General features: G+C 68.4%; 14 protein-coding genes. 5 read left to right on the top strand and 9 right to left on the bottom strand.

The window, feature by feature from the left end; translation table 11 throughout:
- The first annotated feature begins 136 nt into the window (after positions 1–136).
- The 3 genes from edd to AC07O4_RS00770 are packed head-to-tail and all read left to right on the top strand — an operon-like array spanning position 137 to position 3,374.
- Positions 137–1,966 (top strand): phosphogluconate dehydratase, encoded by a 1,830-nt coding sequence (edd, locus tag AC07O4_RS00780; RefSeq protein WP_139702881.1) that lies wholly within the window; start codon positions 137–139, stop codon positions 1,964–1,966.
- A 41-nt stretch (positions 1,967–2,007) separates the two neighbouring features.
- Positions 2,008–2,643, top strand: coding sequence for a bifunctional 4-hydroxy-2-oxoglutarate aldolase/2-dehydro-3-deoxy-phosphogluconate aldolase (gene eda, locus AC07O4_RS00775; protein ID WP_070062470.1), 636 nt, complete (start codon positions 2,008–2,010; stop codon positions 2,641–2,643).
- A 2-nt stretch (positions 2,644–2,645) separates the two neighbouring features.
- Entirely contained in the window at positions 2,646–3,374 is a 729-nt protein-coding gene (locus tag AC07O4_RS00770; protein ID WP_495303470.1) for a haloacid dehalogenase type II, read from the top strand.
- A 4-nt stretch (positions 3,375–3,378) separates the two neighbouring features.
- Here AC07O4_RS00770 and AC07O4_RS00765 read toward each other — a convergent pair whose 3' ends face one another.
- The 9 genes from AC07O4_RS00765 to AC07O4_RS00725 form a co-directional block, all read right to left on the bottom strand.
- Positions 3,379–3,948, bottom strand: a complete 570-nt coding sequence (locus AC07O4_RS00765) for a DUF1697 domain-containing protein (protein WP_495303469.1) — start codon at positions 3,946–3,948, stop codon at positions 3,379–3,381.
- A gap of 25 nt (positions 3,949–3,973) precedes the next feature.
- Complete coding sequence (gloA, locus tag AC07O4_RS00760) at positions 3,974–4,387, bottom strand: lactoylglutathione lyase (protein ID WP_070062472.1); 414 nt, start codon at positions 4,385–4,387, stop codon at positions 3,974–3,976.
- Positions 4,388–4,445: 58 nt separating this feature from the next.
- Complete coding sequence (locus AC07O4_RS00755; protein WP_495303468.1) at positions 4,446–5,126, bottom strand: glutathione S-transferase family protein; 681 nt, start codon at positions 5,124–5,126, stop codon at positions 4,446–4,448.
- Positions 5,127–5,227: 101 nt separating this feature from the next.
- A complete protein-coding gene (locus AC07O4_RS00750) occupies positions 5,228–6,484 on the bottom strand; it encodes a hypothetical protein (protein WP_495303467.1) in 1,257 nt (418 codons plus the stop codon).
- A gap of 14 nt (positions 6,485–6,498) precedes the next feature.
- Positions 6,499–7,182: an ABC transporter ATP-binding protein gene (locus AC07O4_RS00745; RefSeq protein ID WP_495303466.1), complete on the bottom strand. Its 684-nt coding sequence runs from the start codon at positions 7,180–7,182 to the stop codon at positions 6,499–6,501.
- Positions 7,179–8,864 (bottom strand): ABC transporter permease, encoded by a 1,686-nt coding sequence (locus AC07O4_RS00740; RefSeq protein WP_495303465.1) that lies wholly within the window; start codon positions 8,862–8,864, stop codon positions 7,179–7,181. Before AC07O4_RS00740 ends, AC07O4_RS00745 begins: the two co-directional genes overlap by 4 nt.
- 35 nt (positions 8,865–8,899) lie before the next feature.
- Entirely contained in the window at positions 8,900–9,961 is a 1,062-nt protein-coding gene (locus AC07O4_RS00735; protein WP_369646255.1) for a Fe(3+) ABC transporter substrate-binding protein, read from the bottom strand.
- Between the two features lie 168 nt (positions 9,962–10,129).
- Positions 10,130–12,880, bottom strand: coding sequence for a phage head spike fiber domain-containing protein (locus tag AC07O4_RS00730; protein WP_495303464.1), 2,751 nt, complete (start codon positions 12,878–12,880; stop codon positions 10,130–10,132).
- 60 nt (positions 12,881–12,940) lie between these two features.
- Positions 12,941–13,507 carry a PaaI family thioesterase gene (locus tag AC07O4_RS00725; protein ID WP_307696067.1) on the bottom strand — a complete coding sequence of 189 codons (567 nt, stop codon included), beginning with the start codon at positions 13,505–13,507 and terminating at the stop codon, positions 12,941–12,943.
- A 75-nt stretch (positions 13,508–13,582) separates the two neighbouring features.
- Here AC07O4_RS00725 and AC07O4_RS00720 point away from each other — a divergent pair, with 75 nt between their 5' ends.
- A complete protein-coding gene (locus AC07O4_RS00720) occupies positions 13,583–14,038 on the top strand; it encodes a MarR family winged helix-turn-helix transcriptional regulator (protein ID WP_159270852.1) in 456 nt (151 codons plus the stop codon).
- A 111-nt stretch (positions 14,039–14,149) separates the two neighbouring features.
- A complete protein-coding gene (locus AC07O4_RS00715) occupies positions 14,150–15,466 on the top strand; it encodes an MFS transporter (protein ID WP_495303463.1) in 1,317 nt (438 codons plus the stop codon).
- Positions 15,467–15,473: the final 7 nt, after the last annotated feature.

Below are 15,473 nucleotides of genomic sequence, written 5' to 3'. Positions count from 1 at the left end.
CGCGGCCGGCTGCATGCCTGAGTAATTTCGTATCGTTCTGCGGCCTGATTTCATCGGGGCGTCGCGCTCGAATTGGTACGATGGGCCTCCAGGCCCACAGTCGCGCCGGCGACACGCAGCAAGAGCCAACTTCCCCATGAGCAGCACACACCCCACCGTCCGCGACGTCACCGATCGCATCCGCGCGCGCAGCCGCGACACGCGCAGCACCTACCTCACGCGCCTGGCCGAGATCCGCGCCCGCGACCGCGGCTCCGACCGCATGGGCTGCGCCAACGTGGCGCACGCCGTGGCCGGCATCCCGGCCAACGACAAGTTCAAGGTGGTGGCCGAGCGCGCGCCCAACCTGGGCATCGTCACGGCCTACAACGACATGCTCTCGGCCCACGCGCCGTACCAGGGCTACCCGGACATCATCAAGCACGAGGCCCGCCGCCACGGCGCCACCGCGCAGGTCGCGGGCGGCGTGCCCGCCATGTGCGACGGCGTCACGCAGGGCACGCCCGGCATGGAGCTGAGCCTGTTCAGCCGCGACCTGATCGCCATGAGCACCGCCGTCGCGCTCACGCACGACATGTTCGACGGCGCGCTGATGCTCGGCGTGTGCGACAAGATCGTGCCGGGCCTCTTGATCGGCGCGCTGCACTTCGGCCACCTGCCCACCGTCTTCGTGCCCGCCGGGCCGATGCCCTCGGGCCTGTCGAACACCGCCAAGTCGAAGGTGCGCGAGCAGGCGGCGCAGGGCCTCGTGGGCCGCCAGGGCCTGCTCGAGGCCGAGATGGCCGCCTATCACACGGTCGGCACCTGCACCTTCTACGGCACCGCCAACAGCAACCAGATGCTGCTGGAGGCCATGGGCCTGCACGTGCCCGGCACGGCCTTCATCCAGCCCGGCGACGCCATGCGCGAAACGCTCACACGCGAAGCGGTGCGCTCGGTGCTCGGCAAGGCCAGCGACACCGCCTTCAACTGCCCGCCCATCGGCGAGATGGTCGACGAGCGCTGCATCGTCAACGCCATGGTCGCGCTGCTGGCCACGGGCGGCTCCACCAACCACCTGATCCACTGGGTGGCGGTGGCGCGCGCCGCGGGCATCCTCATCGACTGGGATGACTTCTCCCAGCTGTCCGACGTGGTGCCGCTGCTCACGCGCGTGTACCCCAACGGCAGCGCCGACGTGAACGAGTTCCAGGCCTGCGGCGGCCCGGGCTTCGTGATCGGCGAGCTGGTCGAGGCCGGCCTCATGCACGCCGACGTGCTCACGGTGCGCGCCGGCGGCATCCGCGAATTCGCCAACATCCCGTCGCTGGCCGGCGAGAACACGCTGCAATGGACGCCCGCTGCGCCGCTGCAGAAAGAAGCCGTCACGCGCCCGGTGGCCAGCCCCTTCAGCGCCACCGGCGGCCTCAAGCTGCTCAGCGGCAACCTGGGGCGCAGCGTGATCAAGGTGTCGTCGGTGCCCGACGACCGCCACGTCATCGAAGCGCCCGCGCGCGTGTTCGACTCGCAGGCCGCGCTGCAAAAAGCGTTCACGGCCGGCGAGCTGGAGCGCGACGTGGTCTGCGTGGTGCGCTGGCAGGGCCCGCAGGCCAACGGCATGCCCGAGCTGCACAAGCTCACGCCACCGCTGTCGGTGCTGCAGGGCAAGGGCTTCCGCGTGGCGCTGGTCACCGACGGCCGCATGAGCGGTGCCTCGGGCAAGATCCCGGCCGCCATCCACGTGTCGCCCGAAGCCGCTGCCGGCGGCCCGCTGGCCAAGGTGCGCGACGGCGACCTGATCCGCCTCGACGCCGTAGCGGGTACGCTCGCCGTGTTGCTGCCCGAAGACGAATGGGCCGCGCGCGAGACCGCAACGCTGTCCGACGCGCAACGCATCGCGGACGGCCACGGCCTGGGCCGCGAACTGTTCGCCGGCATGCGCCGCAACGCCCTGACCGCCGAAGAGGGCGCCTGCACCTGGATGTGACGGGGCCCACGCGGGCCGCAAGAAATTTTTGGAGCCATGAGATGACAGACAGACTCACCCCCCTCGACGTGATGCGCGACGCACCCGTCATTCCGGTCATCGTGCTGAACGACGTGAAAGACGCCGTGCCCCTGGCGCGCGCGCTGGTCGCAGGCGGCATCCGCATGCTCGAAGTGACGCTGCGCACGCCGCAGGCGCTGCAGTGCATCGAGGCCATCGCCAAGGAAGTGCCCGAGGCCGTCGCCGGCGCGGGCACCATCCGCAGCGCGGCCGACGCACAGGCCTCGGCGCTGGCCGGCGCCAAGTTCGGCGTGAGCCCGGGCTACACGCGCGCGGTCGGCAAGGCTTGCCACGACCTCGGCCTGCCGCTGCTGCCCGGCGTGGCCACCGGCAGCGAGATCATGACGGCGCAGGAAGACGGCTACACCCAGCTGAAGTTCTTCCCCGCGCTGCAGGCCGGCGGCCTGCCGATGCTCAAGGCCTGGCAGGGCCCGTTCGGCGACGTCACCTTCTGCCCCACGGGCGGCATCCATGCGGGCAACGCGGCCGAGTTCCTCGCGCTGTCGAACGTGGCCTGCGTGGGCGGTTCGTGGATCGTGCCGACCGACGCCATCCGCGACGGCGACTGGACCCGCATCGAGCAACTGGCGCGCGCCGCGAGCCAGCTGCCGCGCTGAGCATGTCGGCCGATTTCGACGCGGGCGACCTGAAGGTCATCGCGTTCGACGTGTTCGGCACGGTGGTCGACTGGCACAGCGGCATCGCGGCGGAGGTCGAGCGCGTGCTGCCCGGCGTGGACGGGGCGGCCTTTGCACTGGCCTGGCGCGCCGGCTACCAGCCCGCCATGAAGGCCGTGATGGAACGCATCGCGGCCGGCGAGGGCGGCTTCACGCTGCTCGACGAGCTGCACCTGAGCATGCTCGAACAGGTGCTGCACGACTTCAGCCTGGCCGACCACCTCGACAGCGCCGCCAAGCGCGACCTGAGCCGTGCCTGGCACCGCCTGCCGGCCTGGCCCGATGCGGTCGAGGGGCTCACGCGGCTGAAGAAGAAGTTCACCATCTGCACGCTCTCCAACGGCAACATCGGCCTGCTCACCGAGATGGCCAAGCGCGCCGGCCTGCCCTGGGACTGCGTGCTGTCGGCCGAGGTGTTCAAGGCCTACAAGCCCGACCCGCGCACCTACCTCGGCGTGGCGGGTGTGTTCGACGCCACGCCGGGCCAGGTCATGCTCGCCGCGGCGCACCACGACGACCTGGCGGCCGCGCGCGTGTGCGGCCTGAAGACGGCGTACATCGAGCGGGCCCACGAGTTCGGCCGCAAGCAGCCGAAGGACGTGTCGCCGCAGCCGGACAACAGCCTGCATGTGCGCGACATCGTCGCACTGGCCGACCGGCTGGGCTGCTGATCGATCAGTCGGTGATGAGCTTTTCCACCGTGCGCAGGTTGCGCGTGGTGGTGCTCGACTTGTAGCGGGTCTTCGCAAGCAGCTTGGCCACCGGCGTCTCCAGGCTTTCGCCGCGCGGGCATTGCCAGTACAGCACGCCGTCGCCGCGCACCAGCTGTTCGACCTTGGCGTCGACCGTGCCGGCTTTGTCCATGATCTCGTCGAGCATCGCGGGGTCGGAGCCGAACACGAGGTACGGATGATGCGTGTCGTCGATGCGTTCAAAGGGATAGCTCGCCGCCATGTCGGCCACCTGCTGCTGCGTGCGCAGCACGATCCATGCCTCGTAGCCGAAGCACTGGCGCAGCGCTTTCTCGATGCGCGTGCGCAGTGCGGCGGCATCGGGCGCGTCGGTGTCGAACAGCACGTTGCCGCTGGCGAGCACCGTGCGCACCGCGCCGAAGCTGAGTTCGTCGACGAACAGCGCCTTCAGGTCGGCGCTCTTGATCGTGATGCCGTTGACGTTCACGCCGCGCAGCAGGGCGACGTAGCGCGTCAGCGGCGCGTCTTTCTTCTTTGTCTTCGGGCTTGCCATGGCGTGGGGTGCGGCCCGAAACGGCTCAGCGCAGGCCGCCGCCCGCGGCGTTCTCGTTGCGCTGGATGAGCTCGATCTTGTAGCCGTCGGGGTCCGTCACGAAGGCGATCACCGTCGTGCCGCCCTTGACCGGACCGGCCTCGCGCGTCACGTTGCCGCCCGCGGCCTTGATCTTGTCGCAGGCCGCGTAGGCATCGGGCACGCCGAGCGCGATGTGGCCGTAGGCGGTGCCGAGCTCGTAGCTCTCGGTGCCCCAGTTGTAGGTGAGCTCGATCTCGGCCTGGTCGGGGTTGCCGTTGCCGTAGCCGACGAAGGCGAGGCTGTACTTGTACTCGGGGTTTTCCGACGTGCGCAGCAGCGTCATGCCGAGCACCTGCGTGTAGAAGTCGATGGAGCGCTGGAGATTGCCAACGCGCAGCATGGTGTGGAGAAGTCGCATCTCGTGGGTCTGTCGTTATGGGGGGAAGGGGGCTATTGTCGCCCTCTGCTCAAGACGATCAAGCTGCCAGCGTCAGCAGGTGCGCTTGGTACTTTTTCAGAAAATCCATCAGATGCTGCGGGTACTCGGGCAGCACTGCCGCGCGCACGCTGGGGCGCGCCGCCAGCGCATGGCGCCAGGCATTCACCTTGGGCAGCGCGTCGAACAGGTGCGAATCGCTGATCGCATCGAACACCTCGAAGTAGCGGAACACCGGCGCGAACACCGCGTCGACGAGGCTGAAGGCTTCGCCCGCGAAGTAGGGGCCTTGCCCCAGCGCGGCCTCGACGCGTTCGAACTTGGCGGCCAGCGCCTCGCGCTTCTGCGCGAACACGGCGGCGTCCTGCGTGGTCTCGTAGCCCCACAGGTCGGCGAGGACGGCCGAGCCGAATTCCATCCATGCGCGGTGCTGCGCACGTGCGAGCGGGTCTTCGGGGTGGAGGCGGGCGCCAGATTGCGTCTCTTCGAGGTATTCGCAGATCACGTTGCTCTCGAACAGCACGGTTTCCGTACCGTCGGGGCGCTGCACCTTCAGCAGCGGCACCTTGCCCAGCGGCGAGATGTCGAGGAACCACTGGGGCTTGTTCGCGAGATCGATCACGACGCGCTCGAAGGGCACGTTCTTCTCGTGCAGCGCGATCGCGGCGCGTTGCACGTAGGGGCACAGCAGGTGGCTGACGAGGGTGAGGGCCTGGGTCATGGGGCATTCCGTCTTCGAAGAAATGGGTGGTCGGATCGCCGCGATTCTTGCGGGCCTGAACAACCTTTTCTGGAAAAGCCCATTCGGGCGGCGCCCGGGTGCTACGGCTTGGGAAAAAGGTACGCGCCGGCCGCAGGCTTGAGAAGGGGCTTGAGTTCGGTGAACGGCAGCGCCACCGTGGTGCCGAGGCAGGCGCCGAGCGCGTGCGGCACGCCGCTGACCGCGACGGCCAGCGCATCGCGCCCGCGGATGCGCTCGAAATGCAATGCCAGGTACTCGGGCCACACCTCGTCGCAACCCGTGTAGTGCTGCGGGTCTGCGGCGGCTGCGGATTCGGGCCCACGTCCCTCTGCCTTCAGCTTCTTCCCGATCAGCGCCATGAGCGTCTTGCTCGGCACGAACCCGTCCGGCGTCCTGGTGAACGCGCGGAACAGGCGTTCGAAGTCGAGGTACTCGCCACGGACCAGGTCGAGTGTGTAGGGCGCGTAGTGGTTGTGGGGATGGGCGCCGCCGCAGTCGGCGCTTCCCGATTCGACGACGCTCATCAGCGTCGGGCTAAGAAAGGTGACGCGCACCGATTCCGCGTCGTAGTTTCCCAGTGAGCTGGCCGCCGGGTGCGTCGCGGTGTAGAGGGTGGCCTTGCATTCGAGCGCGGCGAGGCTGAGCTGTCCGTGCCTGCGCGCGAGGATGGCGTTGACCTTCTCGACCACGCGCGCATTCGGGTGTCGCGTGAGCCGCGGATAGGAAAAGCGCGTGCGCGGATCGATGACCATGCGCCATGCCACCGCTCCGCTGACGTGCTCCGCGCCTTGCTTGAGCGGGGTCTGCAGCTTCAGGTGGTCGTAGGGGGCCGTCTCGATGGAAACCGGTGCGTCCGAAGCCGCGCCAGTGGTGTTGCCTGGCGGGATGGCGCGCGTCACCGGCGCAGTGGCGCCGGGACTCCGGTCTGGGTCGTACTGGCGAACTTGCCGAAGCTCGAACGCGACGTTCTGCTTGCCGGGGCCATCGCTCCAGCTCCCGGCAAAAGTGCCGTCGATCGCCTGGCCGCGCCATGTCGGACCCGGCTGTCGGGTCTGCGCGTCTTCGAACAACGGCGCGTTGCCGCCTTGTGCCGCCCGGTACATCGCCTCGCCCTGGATCGGGAGGGCTTCCACGAGTTTCGTCACTGGCCCGGAGAGAGGAATGTCGACGCCGTGGCGGCGATAGAAGTACCGCCCGCCGCCAGTGGCATTCACTTCGAGCACGACCTCGCTGGTGCCGAGGGTGCCTTGGTAGACCGTGCGGACTTCTGCCAGGGCCGGCATCGCCGACCCGAGCAACATCGCCCACGCGAGGAAGAGTCGGGTCGCCTTGTGCATCGGAGTGCCTCCTTCTACGAGGCCGTCTCCAGCCAGTGCGTGATCCGCCCGTTGTGCATCACGCCGATGCGGTCGGCCATCGCATGCGCCTCGGCCTCGTTGTGCGTGACCAGGATCGCAGTCTGGCCGGCCTTCTTCAGGATGCCGCGCACCTCGGCGGTCAGGCGCTCGCGCGTGCCGCCGTCGAGGTTGGAAAACGGTTCGTCCAGCAGCAGCAAGGCCGGCGAGGGCGCCAGCGCGCGGGCCAGTGCGATGCGTTGCTGCTGGCCGCCCGACAGTTCGTGCGGGTAGCGCTCGCCGGCCTCGGCCAGGCCGACCAGCGCGAGCATCTCGGCCACGCGCGCCTGCTGCGCTGCGCGGCCCAGGCGGCGCAGGCCGAAGGCGACGTTCCTGGCGGCCGACAGGTGCGGGAACAGCGCGTACTCCTGGAACATCATGCCCACGCGCCGCTGCTCGGGCGGCAGGTGCTTCTGGGGCGACGACAGCAGCGTGTCGCCGAGGCGGATGGTGCCGGCGCGCACGGGCTCGAAGCCGGCGATGGCGCGCAGCACCGTGGTCTTGCCGCAGCCCGAGGGGCCGAACAGGCAGGCGATCTCGCCCGCGGCCAGGTCCAGCGAAAAGCCGTCGACCACCGTGTGCGGGCCGCGCGGCGTGTCGTACGCGAGTTGGAGCAAGTCGAGATGAAGCGGGGAACTCATGCGGGGTCCGTGTCGGGAGGCGTCACCGCCGGTGTCGTGCCGAGCTGGTTGCGCGCCAGCAGCACCACCGGCAGCAGGCCGGCGACCACGATGGCCAGCGCGGCGATCGCGCCTTCCTCGTAGGTGCCGCGCGCGGCCTCGGCATACAGCCAGGTGGCGAGGGTGTCGAAGTTGGCCGGGCGCAGCAGCAGCGTGGCCGGCAGCTCCTTCATGGCGTCGACGAAGACCAGCAGCGCGCCCGCCGCGATGGCGGGCTGCAGCAGCGGAAGGTGCACGCGGCGCAGCGTGCCGCCGGTGGTTTCGCCGAGCAGGCGCGAGGCCTGCTCGATGGCCGGCGGAATGCGTGCCAGCCCGGCTTCGATGCCACCCACGGGCATCGCAAGGAAACGGATGGCGCAGGCCATGACCAGCACGATGCCCGCGCCCATCAGCGGCAGGCCCTGCCAGCCCATCGCGCCGGCCAGCGCCGCGTCGAAGGCCAGCGCCGGCGTCAGCAGGCCGATGGCGAGCACGGTGCCCGGCACCGCGTAGCCCAGCGTGGCCGCGCGCGCCTGCCATCGGGCGCGATTGAGGCTGGTTCCCTGGCTGCGGGAGGCCCAGGCCACGACCAGCCCCGCCGCCACGGCCACCACCGTCACGCCGGCCGCCAACGCCAGCGTGTTGCCCAGGCTGGCCACGAGGCCCTGCGAAATGCCGCCGCCCTGGTGCAGCCGCTTGCCGCTTTCCCAGACCAGGTAGAGCGCGGGCGCGACAAAGCCGATCAGCACCGGCAGCGCCGCCGTCGCGGTCGCCGCCCAGGCCGCGCCGCCGTGCAGGCGCCGGGGCTGCACCGCGCGCATGCGCTGCGCGGAGCCGAAGCGCTGGTGCTGGCGGCCGTTGCGTTCGAGCCAGACCAGCGCCACCACCACGAACAGCATCGCGCAGGCGATCTGCGCGGCGCCGGCCAGGTCGGAGCGCGTGATCCAGGTGGTGTAGACCGCCACCGTGAGCGTGTTCACGCCGAGGAATTCGGAGGCGCCGATGTCGTTGAGCGTCTCGAGCAGCGCAAGGCTCAGGCCCACGGCCAGTGCCGGCCGCGCCAGCGGCAGCGCCACGCGAAAGAAGGCGCCGCGCCGGTTCTCGCCGAGCGTGCGCGCCGCTTCCAGCAGGTGCGCCGGCTGGGTCATGAACATCGCGCGCGCCGTCATGTAGACGTACGGATAGAGCACGAAGCCCAGCACGAAGATCGCGCCCGGCATCGAGCGCAGGTCGGGCAGGCGGAACTGGCGCGGGCTGTCGAAGCCCAGCATCCAGCGGATCGCGCCCTGCACGGGGCCGATGGGGTGAAGCAGGTCGAGGTAGGCGAAGGCGACGATGTAGGTCGGCATCGCCAGCGGCAGCAGCAGCGCCCAGTTGAGCACGCCGCGGCCGGGAAAGTCATACGCCGTGACCAGCCAGGCGCAGCCGGTGCCGATCACGAGGACAAGGGTGCCGACGCCTGCGAGCAGCAGCGCCGTGTTGAGCGCCGCCTGCGGCAGCACGTGCGCGAACAGCGGCCCCCAGTGGCCGACGCCCGAGCCGAACGCGAGCCAGGCCAGCGTGAGCACCGGCGCGAGCACGCCGAGGGCGATCAGGAACGACGCGCAGCGCCATGCCGGGCCCGCGGCGCGCAGGCCCGGCGGCTGGCGCCGCGAAATCAGCATTCAGTTGCCGGCAAGGTGTGCCCGGCCATGCAAGGTCACTGGTCGAAGCCGACCTTGTCGACGAGGGCGCTGGCCTGCTTGCGGTACTTGGCAATCTCGGTCAGCGGCAGCGGATCGACCTTCAGCTCGCCGATGGCCTGGCCGATGATCGGGTCGAGGGCCACGCCCTTGCGCACCGGGTACTCGTAGTTGGCGTCGGCGTACAGCGCCTGGGCCGGTTCCGACACCAGGAACTCGAGCAGCTTGACCGCGTTGGCGCGCTGCGGCGCGTTCTTGGCCACGGCCGCGCCGCTGATGTTCACATGCGTGCCGCCGCTCTTGGCGCTGGCGAAGGTCGGACGGATCACCTTGATGGCGTCGCCCCACTTGCGCGCGTCGGTGCCTTCCTTGGCGCTCTTCATCTGGCCGACGTAGTACGAGTTGGCCACGCCGATGTCGCAGATGCCGCCGAGGATGTCGCGCGCCACGTCGCGATCGCCGCCGGTGGCCTTGCGCGCCAGGTTGCCCTTGACGCCGCGCAGCCACTGCTCGGTCTTGGCCTCGCCGTCGTGCGCGATCATCGCGGCCACCAGGGCCGTGTTGTAGGGATGCTGGCCGGCGCGGATGCAGACCTTGCCCTTGTACTTCGGGTTGGCCAGGTCTTCGTAGCGGAAGCTGGTCAGCGGCTGGTTCTTGTCGGCGTACAGCACGCGCGCGCGCAGCGAGAGCGCGAACCACTGGCCGTCGGCGCCGCGCAGGTTGGCCGGAATGGCCGACTCGAGCGCGGCCGACTTCACCGGCTGCGTCACGCCGCCTTCGACGAGGTCGACGAGGTTGCCGATGTCCACCGTCATCAGCACGTCGGCCGGCGAGCGCGCGCCTTCGGCCTTGACGCGCTCCAGCAGACCGTCCTTCACGAACACCGTGTTGACCTTGATCTTGCTCTGCGCGCTGAACGCCGAGATGAGCGGCTGGATCAGCGCCGGCTCGCGCGTCGTGTAGAGCGTGAGCTCGTCATTGGCGGCGTGCGCGGGCAGGGCGGAGAGGGCGAGCCAGGCGGCGGAAACGCCGAGGAGGGCGTGCGCCACGCGGCCCTGGGGGCCGGAACGGTCGGTCATGAAGAGGATCCTCCAGGTGCGGTGAGGTGTTCTAGAAAAGGCATCGGCGACGGCGGGTGCGTCGCTGATGAGAACAATTATCACTGACGGGGAGGAGCGGGTTTTCCTTTGGCTTACAGCTTGAGGGCTTACTGCGGCGCGTTGGCGTTGCTTCGGGCCTGGGTGTCGCTAGGCGGTCAAGGCCACGACTTCCGCGTCGGTCAGCTTCTGCGGCCGATATTGCACCGATCGGACATGAAGGAAGGGCTGGTTGCCGCCAGTGGCCAGGTTCCCGATGCCAAGGAAGTTCATGGGCGGGACCGTCGCCATGGCCGCTTTGAACAACTGTCCGCTGCATCCGTAGCGAAGACCGTCGGCGCCATAGCTGACCGTGGCTTTGACCGGGTTTCCAACGGGGGTGCCGAGGAGGCCGACCGCCACCGTGCTCGGGCCTGACACGCCATTGGCGTTGGAGTAGGCATAGGCCGAGCCCGTCGCGTTGAATCCGATGCCGACGCGATTGGCAATGGCGGAGCCGATTTCGATCAGGTTTCGAGTTGAAGCGTCACCTTCTCTTGGTCGTCCGAACTCCATGAAGAGGGTGCCTTCGGCGGCATTGCACCAGCCCTTGGTCGTGTCGACGCGAACGAGGTCGCCGGTGCGCGTGGTGGCGGCCGAGGTTGCGGTGTCTGCCTGGCGGGTGGTGGCTGCTGACGTCGCGATGTCTGCAACCCGCGTCACTGTTGCCGTCGTTGTGGGGATGTAGCTGGTTGCAACGGCCCCGGGCTCAACCTGAACGCGCGCAACCTTGACGGAATCTGTGGCAGTTGCGCTGTTGGCGCCACCTGCATAGAGCAGGAACGCAACGATGCCCGTCGACGTGTACGTGCGTGTGATCCGGACCATCGTAGCTTCGGTTTGAGAGAGGTTGTCGATGTAGGCCAGCGCTCCCGAAGACGTTGTGACCGTACCAGGACCACTGATGATTTCGATGGTCCGTTCAGCAAAGACTCCCCATGAGGCTGTCGTGCCGTTGTAAAGCCCTAAAGAAATCCGAGTCGAAGTTCCTGCCAGGACGGCGCACGTCGCTGTGAACGTGTCACCGACGGCCGCCGTCGCGAGACTGCTCTGGCTGACGCCTTCGCTGGTGATGGCGGCCGTTTTCTTGATCTCCCAGAAAGGGAGACCGCAAAACTTCTCAGGCGCCTCGGTTCTTGTTGGACTGCCGCTCCAGGGCGACACCGACAAGCGATCCGATTGCAGGACTAGGTTTGTGCTCTGCCCCTCTTGCACAAGCCAAGGTGCAATGGTCAAGTCGGCCGGGTTGTAGGTCATCCGAGCGACGCCGGAGGCCGCGACCTTGGTTGCACCCGTGGAGTCGAAATAGGTCCCGATGGACGCGCGGCTGGTGAAGGTCTCGGTGCTCGGGATGTAGCTGGTGGCGAAGGCGCCGGCCTCCAGTTGGGCGCCCCAGACCTGGAAGGCACCGCTGTCCGCCGTCGTGCCAGTGAATCCCGCATAGACATACAGCGAGTCGCCAACGGCAATCGGCATCGCCGTTGTGTACGTGCAGCGAAACCAGCCGTTGCCGACCGGGCGCATCTCCCAGCCAGCCCCGGTGATCGAAGGCGTTGCGCCATGCAATGCGGGGTAGCCGTACGAAGAATTGACGCCCGTCGTGTTGTTGCGCACGAGCAGGGAGAGCGGCTGCGTTCTCGACACGTTCTTGACGTAGATCGAGTAGGTCATGACCGTCGCGGTCGCAAGAAGGTTCTGGGCGAACGGACTGGTCGTCGCTCCGGACACTTCAGTGGCACGGAGCGTTCCGTCTGGTGCCTGCTTGCCGGGTGTCCGGGTAGCGCCGGACAAGGTCCACGGCGCGATGTGCATGTCGCTGCTGCGCTGCAGGATGTTCGTGCGCTGCTCTTCGACCATCAACACAGGCGGCAGCGTCAGATTCGACGGCTCGTAGCTGTTGCGCACAACGCCTGCCGCCGCATAGCGCAGGATGCCCTTGGCGTCGTAGTAGCTGCCGATGGAGGTTCGTGCCGTGACCCCATCCCCACTGGGGATGTAGGAGCTGGTGAACGCCCCCACTTCGAGCTGCGCACCCCAGATGTAAATGCCGGCGTTGCCGTCCCCTGGGCCGGTGTTGCCTGCAGACGACCCGGGGTAGATGCACGTTCTGATCGATGTGGTTGCATCGGTCGTGAAAGCGATCTCGACCCTGCACCAGCCATTGCCGACATCGACAACTCTCTTGGAGACCTCGACAAAACCTCCGGTGGCAGGGCCAGGCAAAGCGGTCGCCGTCAACAGATTGAAGGGGATGCTGATGCTGCCGGTGGTTCCCTTCGCGTAGAGCCATCCGGCGGACGATCCTGCGGCCTTCGCATAGACCGAAAAGGCGTAGGTGATCGGCGTCGCTGCCTTTGCGTCCTCTCGAAGGAGGTTTCCGGTGCCTGCGTTCACGCCGTTGAAGAGGGTCAGCTTGCAAGCGTCCCACCGGCCATTCGGCGCCTGGGCGGCGCCAGGCGCGACGGTCACGCTGGCCTTCACCCAGGCCGGGTTTTCGAACCGAGACGAAAACGGCAGCAAGTTCGTCCGCGCGTTTTCAATAAGCAGCCCCTTCGCCACCTTCGTGATCGGATCGAAGTCGAACCGTGGCGTGGCACAGGGCTCGATGAAGCCTTGGGTGTTGACGCGAGAGCCGTTCGTGCCGCCCGCATAGGTGAACAGCTCGGCAAAAGTCTTTTCGGTAAGTGTCGTTGTCATCTGGTTGAGTCCTCTGCGGGCTGCCTCGCGCGAACGCAGGCGGTGCCTTCGGGTTCGGCGACGGAGGGTTCCGCCGCCGGCCAGCCCATGGCGGCCATGGCAGTCTTTTCCTTGGTTGGCGATGACGACTTTCTCGCCGAACGCCCCAACGAAAAAGGCCGACATATGTCGGCCTTCAGAGGAGGGCGGGGCGCCCTGCGGTTCAACGAGGACGGGGCCCTTGCCTCACCGCCCCGCCGGCACCTCGAACACCAGGCACGTCGTCGTCGCATGCGCATACAGCGTGCCGTCCGCCCCGACCAGCCGCGCCTCGGCGGTGGCGAGCTGCTTGCCGCAGTGGATCACCTTGCCTTCGGCGCGCACGCGCTGCACCTTCGGCGTGAGGCCCTTGACGTAGTTCACGCTGAGTTCGGCCGTCGTGTACGCGCGACCGGGCGGCATCATGGTGTGGACCGAGCAGCCCAGCGCCGAGTCGAGCATCGTGGCGACCCAGCCGCCGTGGATGGTGCCCAGCGGGTTCAGGTGCTGCGGCAGCGGCGTGCCCTGGAAGATGGCGACGCCCTTGCTGACCGAGACGATGGTGAAGTCCAGCGTCTTGGCGATGGCGGCGTAGGGAATCTCGCCGTTGAGCATGGCCTGCATGACCTCCAGGCCGGTCTTGCCGGCGACCTGCTCGGGGCGCGCGAGCCCGGGGCCGGGGCCGTTCTCGAGGCGCTCGGCGATCTGCCGCTCTTCGGCGATCCATGCGTCGAGCAGATGGGAGGGGGTGTCGGTGAAAGCTTGCTGCGTCATGCCTGTGTTCCTGCTGGGGGCTTTGCGGGGAGGGGTTGATTGCATATGCAATAGTTGCACATACAATAATACCCCATGGACACACCCACCCAACCCCGCGGCTGCACCAGCTTCAAGACGCGCCAGCTGATGCGCCGCCTGACGCAGCACTATGACGCCGAGGTGTCGCGCAGCGGCCTCAAGACCACGCAGTACTCGCTGCTGTCGCACCTCAAGCGCCTGGGCCCGATGCGCCCGGTCGACCTGGCGGGCGAACTGAAGATGACCGCGTCCACGCTGAGCCGCAACCTGCAGCCGCTCATTACCGCGGGCTGGGTGGCGCAAGTGGCGGGTGCCGACGCGCGCAGCCGGCTGGTGTCGCTCACGGACGCCGGCGATGCCAAGTGGCGCGAAGCGCAGCAGCACTGGAAGACGGCGCAACTCAAGCTCAATGCGCTGCTGGGCGTGGAGCGCGTGCTCGCGCTGCATGCGCTCATCGACGAATCGCTCGCGCTGCTGGGCACGGGCGAGCCGGCCGATGTGCAGGACTGACGCTTCCCGCCACCCCCACAACGAACACTTTCCGCGTCTACGCAGTCGCGCGGCCGGATTTCCTGTCTCTTCGTTTCTCCCCCGACCCATTCCAACAGTTCCAGAGGTCCCATGTTCGCCACCCACGTCTCCGCATGGCTGCAGCGCCGCGGCATCCACTACGGCTGGATCGTCGCCGCCGTCACCTTCCTGACCATGCTCACCATGTCGGCCGCGCTCGGCCTGCCGGGCGCGATGATGAAGCCGCTCGGCGAGGAGTTCGGCTGGAGCACCGAGCAGATCTCGTCCGCGCTCGCGCTGCGTTTTGCCCTGTTCGGCCTCATGGGCCCGTTCGCCGCGGTGCTGATGGAGCGCTACGGCCTGCGCGCGGTGATGTGCGCCGGCCTCACGCTGGTCGGCCTGGGCATGGCGCTGGTCACCACGGCCTCGCAGCTGTGGCAGCTGTTCGTGCTGTGGAGCCTGATGCTCGGCCTGGGCACGGGCATGACGGCGCTGGTGCTGGGCGCCGTGGTGGCCAACCGCTGGTTCGTCGCGCGGCGCGGCCTGGTCGTGGGCATGCTCACGGCCAGCGCGGCCACCGGCCAGCTGGCCTTCCTGCCGCTGGCGGCCTGGATGATCGAGCACTGGGGCTGGCGCTCGGCCATCGTGCCGATCGTGGTGGGCAGCGTGGTGATCGCGCTGCTCGCGCTGTGCCTGGTGCGCAACCGGCCGTCGGACATCGGCCTGCAGCCCTACGGTGAAGCGCCCGGCACGCAGCCGGCACAGGCGCCCGCCTTCACGATGAATTTCGCCACGCCGTTCCGCGTGCTGCGCGAGGTGGCGACCAACCGCACCTTCCTGATCCTGGCCGGCACCTTCTTCATCTGCGGCCTGAGCACCAACGGCCTGGTGCAGACGCACTTCATCTCGCTGTGCGGCGACTACGGCATGAGCGCCGTGCCGGCTGCCTCGGTGCTCGCGATGATGGGCGCCTTCGACTTCGTCGGCACTATCCTGTCGGGCTGGCTCTCCGACCGCTACGACAACCGCAAGCTGCTCTTCTGGTACTACGGCCTGCGCGGGCTGTCGCTGTTCTGGCTGCCGCATTCCGAATTCACGATCTACGGCCTGGGCCTGTTCGCGATGTTCTACGGCCTGGACTGGATCGCCACCGTGCCACCGACCGTCAAGCTCGCGGGCGCCGCCTTCGGTCCCGCGAAGGTCGGGCTGGTGTTCGGCTGGATCTTCGCGGCCCACCAGCTGGGCGCGGCCACCGCGGCCTACGGCGCGGGCTTTGCGCGCACGCTGCTGCTGACCTATACGCCGGCGCTGTACACGGCCGGCGCGGCCTGCCTGTTCGCGGCGGTGATCGTCATGGCGATCCGCCGTCCCGCCAAGACCGCCGCCGCACCGGCCGCGGCCACCACCAGCGCCGCCGCGCGCGCCTGACCGCCGG

The sequence above is a fragment of the Variovorax sp. GW821-FHT09D04 genome, assembly GCF_059416405.1.
This window is presented reverse-complemented; position numbering and strand designations above follow the sequence as displayed.

Coding starts and splice junctions, on each gene's coding strand:
- edd (WP_139702881.1), top strand. CDS start 137: ATGAGCAGCACACACCCCACCGTCCGCGACGTCACCGATCGCATCCGC.
- eda (WP_070062470.1), top strand. CDS start 2,008: ATGACAGACAGACTCACCCCCCTCGACGTGATGCGCGACGCACCCGTC.
- AC07O4_RS00770 (WP_495303470.1), top strand. CDS start 2,646: ATGTCGGCCGATTTCGACGCGGGCGACCTGAAGGTCATCGCGTTCGAC.
- AC07O4_RS00765 (WP_495303469.1), bottom strand. CDS start 3,948: ATGGCAAGCCCGAAGACAAAGAAGAAAGACGCGCCGCTGACGCGCTAC.
- gloA (WP_070062472.1), bottom strand. CDS start 4,387: ATGCGACTTCTCCACACCATGCTGCGCGTTGGCAATCTCCAGCGCTCC.
- AC07O4_RS00755 (WP_495303468.1), bottom strand. CDS start 5,126: ATGACCCAGGCCCTCACCCTCGTCAGCCACCTGCTGTGCCCCTACGTG.
- AC07O4_RS00750 (WP_495303467.1), bottom strand. CDS start 6,484: ATGCACAAGGCGACCCGACTCTTCCTCGCGTGGGCGATGTTGCTCGGG.
- AC07O4_RS00745 (WP_495303466.1), bottom strand. CDS start 7,182: ATGAGTTCCCCGCTTCATCTCGACTTGCTCCAACTCGCGTACGACACG.
- AC07O4_RS00740 (WP_495303465.1), bottom strand. CDS start 8,864: ATGCTGATTTCGCGGCGCCAGCCGCCGGGCCTGCGCGCCGCGGGCCCG.
- AC07O4_RS00735 (WP_369646255.1), bottom strand. CDS start 9,961: ATGACCGACCGTTCCGGCCCCCAGGGCCGCGTGGCGCACGCCCTCCTC.
- AC07O4_RS00730 (WP_495303464.1), bottom strand. CDS start 12,880: ATGTCGGCCTTTTTCGTTGGGGCGTTCGGCGAGAAAGTCGTCATCGCC.
- AC07O4_RS00725 (WP_307696067.1), bottom strand. CDS start 13,507: ATGACGCAGCAAGCTTTCACCGACACCCCCTCCCATCTGCTCGACGCA.
- AC07O4_RS00720 (WP_159270852.1), top strand. CDS start 13,583: ATGGACACACCCACCCAACCCCGCGGCTGCACCAGCTTCAAGACGCGC.
- AC07O4_RS00715 (WP_495303463.1), top strand. CDS start 14,150: ATGTTCGCCACCCACGTCTCCGCATGGCTGCAGCGCCGCGGCATCCAC.